This window comes from Lacisediminihabitans sp. (genome assembly GCF_036404185.1).
GTDB lineage: Bacteria > Actinomycetota > Actinomycetes > Actinomycetales > Microbacteriaceae > Lacisediminihabitans.
On the sequence record NZ_DASWPB010000150.1, the window covers coordinates 1 to 3700 of the forward strand.

Here is a 3700-nt window from a genome sequence, read left to right on the forward strand (position 1 = left end):
GTCACCATCGACGGGACCCCGCACCTGCCGGAGCCGTTCGCGCCGCCGTGGCGCCGCGAGGACTTCGCCGGCATCCTCGACCACCTCACCGACCAGCGCCGTGCCCCGGTGCGGGTCGAGGTCCGCGAGGCGGACGGGTCGATGTTCACCGACATCATCACGCCCGGCAGAGGTCGCAAGCCCGACCCGCAGCCGGCCTCCGAGCCGGCGCCGCCAGCCCTGCCGGCGCTCTACGGAGAAGGGTTCGTACCGGGCGAGGACGTCGCGGTCGCTGTCGTCATCGCCCACTCCGACGCCGGCCCGGACGGCGCCGCCCGCGCCGTGATCACCGTCGACCAGCTCGCGGCCAGTCCGACCCGCGAGGTCATCCTGCTCGGGCGCGTCTCCGGCGCCGTCACGATCGGGCACCCCGAGACGGCGACAAGATGAGCACGCCCCGCCCGTCCGGCCCGCCCGGAGCAATGGGCGACGAGCTGACCAACCTCGGCATCGGCCTTCTCGTGGCCGCCGCGATCCTCGCCGGCATCCTGCGCGGCGCCGCCTCCCTCGCTGCCTGGATCACCGGCACGAGCCAGCCGGCCGGCGGCGTCGAGACCGGGCTCGCCGTACTCGTACACCCCGGCGACCCGGCCGCCGCGTTCAGCGCACCGGGCCTGAGCGCGGTCGCCTACTGGATCACCGCGACGGCCCTCATCCTGGCGACGACGGCAATCGCCCTGCTCATCTGGCAGTTCGCCCGCGAACACGGCCGGCAACTCAAGAACGACCCGTACCGCATCGTCGGGATCGCCACCCGGAGCGACGTCGCCCGCGCCGCATCCGAGAGAGCGCTGCTGCGCCGTGCGAGGCATCTGCGGGCATCGCTCGACAAGCCGCAGCCCGAGGACATCGGCTACCGGATCGGCAGCTCGCGCGGCAAGGGCGTCTGGGCCTCCGTCGAGGACTCGATCCTGCTGATCGGGCCGCCGCGCTCCGGGAAGGGCGCGCACATCGTCATCAACATGATCCTGGACGCCCCCGGCGCGGTCGTCACGACCTCGACGCGGCCCGACAACCTCACCGCCACGTTGCGGGCGCGGGAGAAGGTCGGGCCGGTCGCGGTCTTCGACCCACAGCACCTGGCCGAAGGCGTACCCGCCGGCCTGCGCTGGTCGCCCATCCGCGGATGCGAGGACCCCCTGACCGCGATGATCCGCGCGACCGGGCTCGCCGCCGGCACCGGCCTCTCCGCCGGCGGGGTCGAGGGCGGCGGATTCTGGGAAGGCAAGACCCGCACCGCACTCCAAGCCCTGCTCCACGCCGCGGCGCTGGATCGGCGCCCGCCGGGCGAGCTGTTCCGTTGGACCCTCGACCCCGCAGCCGCCGCCGACGCCGTCGCGATCCTCACCGCCAACCCGAAAGCCGCAACCGGATGGGCCGACTCCTTGCAGGCCATGATCGACTCCGACCCCCGCACCCGCGACTCCATCTGGCAAGGCGTCTCGTTGTCACTGGCGGCGCTCGCGGACCCGCGTGTGCTCGACGCCGTGAACCCCCGCGAGGGAGAGGACTTCGACCCCGAGGCGTTCCTGCGAGCCAGGGGCACGCTCTACCTGCTGGCGACCGGAGCCGGAGCCAACAACTCCGCCGCGCTGGTCGCGGCGTTCGTCGAAGACCTCGTCGAGGCTGCCCGCCGCATCGCGGCCCGCAGCCCCGGCGCACGGCTCGACCCGCCGCTGCTGCTCGCGCTTGACGAGGTGGGCAACCTCGCGCCCTTGCCGTCGTTGCCGACGCTCATGGCGGAGGGAGGCGGCACCGGGATCACGACCATGCCCGTCCTCCAGTCCCTAGCCCAAGCCAGGGAGAAGTGGTCGGAGAACGCCGCCGGCGCGATCTGGGACGCCTCGATCGTCAAGATCGTCCTCGGCGGTGCCTCCAACCCCAAGGACCTCCACGACCTGACCACGCTCATCGGGGAACGCGACGAGGCCACAGACTCCACCACCATCGGCGACCACGGCTCCCGCTCTGCACAACGTTCGATCAGGCGTGTTCCGATCATGCCGCCCGACATGATCCGCACCCTGCCGTTCGGCACCGCGCTCGTGCTGCTGCGCTCCGCACCGCCCATCGTCACCCGGATGCGGACCTGGACCAGCCGACCCGACGCGGCCCAGCTCCGTGTTGGTCGGGGCGGCATCGAGGCATTGTTGGAGCGCCGTTCGTAGGAACGACCCGGTGCACCTGCCTGGTAGAGCGACCCCACGGTGAGGTCGCCGTCAACCGCAGGAGGGCAGTCCGATGGACATCCACACTCAGCAGTCGATCTCCGGCTTCATCGCCTCCGACCCGCAGCTCAGCTATAACGCGAATGGGCAGGCGCGGTTCTATGCCCGGTTCGGGCAGGAACACTTCGAGCGGAACCAGGACGGTACCTTCACCCAGCTGGACCCCACGTTCCATGATCTTGTTGCGTTCCGAGCGACGGCTGAGCGTGCGCACGAGCGGTTCACGAAGGGCGACAGCTTCGTCGCCGAGGGCTACGTGCGCGAGTACGAGGCGACCCGGGATGGCGAGCAGGTGCCGACCGAGCAGTTCGTGGCGAAGAAGATCGGCCACGACCTCGCCCGAACTCGCTATGACGTCGACCGCGCACCCCGCAATGCACCGGCCGTCGACCAGGAGGCACCTGGGCAGGAGGCCTCAGCACGACAGACGCCGACCACGCCGGCGCCGGAGTTCCAATCGCCCGAGCGCGGCAGCGCGCCGACACCGACCGCGCTCGGGATCTGAGGAGGCCCGACCATGAGCATCACCGCGGAGGAAATCCCGGAGTTCGACGAGCCGGAACCCGATGCCGAGGGCGAGGAGGCTGCTGCGAGGCCAGCGTTGTCCGATGCCGACTCGATCCCAGGACCGCCGCACCCGGTGAACTGGAACCTGCTCACCGCCGATGAGGCCGGACCCGAGTGGGCAGAGCTCGACCGATGGGTGACCTGGCTCCGCCACACCTACGGCCTCCCGGCCAGTGTCGTCCCGCCATTCTGGTACCGGCACCCCGAACTGTTGTGGGAGTTGTCCGCGCTACACCTGCACTGGCTGTGCGCCTACGACCCCGATCAGAACGGCTCCGCGCCGCTCGGCTGGCACCGCGACTTTGCCGACGCCCGCCAAAGGCTCCGCGACTGGGTCGCGGCCTGCGGCACCCGCCTGGACCGCGACCGCCCCACCCGACAGACCACCTGGCCCGGCGAGGACGCGGCCGCGCCTGTCGAGGACATCGTGGTAGCCGACCGGGCCGAGGACTTCCGGCTCTTCGTCCGAGCCGACGTCGCCTGGCGGCAAGCGGCCGAGGACGCCTTCTACGCCAGCCTGGGCGATGACGATGACGAGTCCGACGATTGACAGCGGCGTTGGCCCCATCGAGCCGTTGTGGTGCACGCGGGAGGTCTCGACGTTTCTGAACGTCTCTGAGGCCACCCTCTCGCGCTGGCGCAGGGAGAGGATCGGCCCACCGTTCCTCCGTGTTGGCGGCATCTCCCGGTACAGCCCCGCCACGGTGCGCGCTTGGGTAGCCGAGCAGGAGCAGGCTCGTGGCTGACCCGCGCAACCACCGGATGCCGCCGGTCGGGGTGAACCTGACTACCGACGTCGAACGCCGCGTGGACGGGTTCCGCGCCCGTGTGAGATGGACCGATCCGTCCACGCATAAACGTGTCGG

Annotated in this window: 5 protein-coding genes; all 5 read left to right on the forward strand. The window is 71.1% G+C overall.

The window, feature by feature from the left end; genetic code table 11:
- Positions 1–429, forward strand: a 429-nt coding sequence (locus tag VGC18_RS10730; protein WP_331097148.1) for a hypothetical protein, incomplete at its 5' end; no start/stop codon positions are given.
- A complete protein-coding gene (locus VGC18_RS10735; protein WP_331097150.1) occupies positions 426–2207 on the forward strand; it encodes a type IV secretory system conjugative DNA transfer family protein in 1782 nt (593 codons plus the stop codon). The genes VGC18_RS10730 and VGC18_RS10735, both read left to right, overlap by 4 nt.
- A 73-nt stretch (positions 2208–2280) precedes the next feature.
- A complete protein-coding gene (locus VGC18_RS10740; RefSeq protein WP_331097152.1) occupies positions 2281–2772 on the forward strand; it encodes a single-stranded DNA-binding protein in 492 nt (163 codons plus the stop codon).
- Positions 2773–2784: 12 nt separating this feature from the next.
- Positions 2785–3384 (forward strand): hypothetical protein, encoded by a 600-nt coding sequence (locus tag VGC18_RS10745; protein WP_331097154.1) that lies wholly within the window; start codon positions 2785–2787, stop codon positions 3382–3384.
- Positions 3365–3580 carry a helix-turn-helix domain-containing protein gene (locus VGC18_RS10750; RefSeq protein ID WP_331097156.1) on the forward strand — a complete coding sequence of 72 codons (216 nt, stop codon included), beginning with the start codon at positions 3365–3367 and terminating at the stop codon, positions 3578–3580. Before VGC18_RS10745 ends, VGC18_RS10750 begins: the two co-directional genes overlap by 20 nt.
- Positions 3581–3700 lie beyond the last annotated feature (120 nt).

Coding starts and splice junctions, on each gene's coding strand:
- VGC18_RS10745 (WP_331097154.1), top strand. CDS start 2,785: ATGAGCATCACCGCGGAGGAAATCCCGGAGTTCGACGAGCCGGAACCC.
- VGC18_RS10735 (WP_331097150.1), top strand. CDS start 426: ATGAGCACGCCCCGCCCGTCCGGCCCGCCCGGAGCAATGGGCGACGAG.
- VGC18_RS10750 (WP_331097156.1), top strand. CDS start 3,365: ATGACGAGTCCGACGATTGACAGCGGCGTTGGCCCCATCGAGCCGTTG.
- VGC18_RS10740 (WP_331097152.1), top strand. CDS start 2,281: ATGGACATCCACACTCAGCAGTCGATCTCCGGCTTCATCGCCTCCGAC.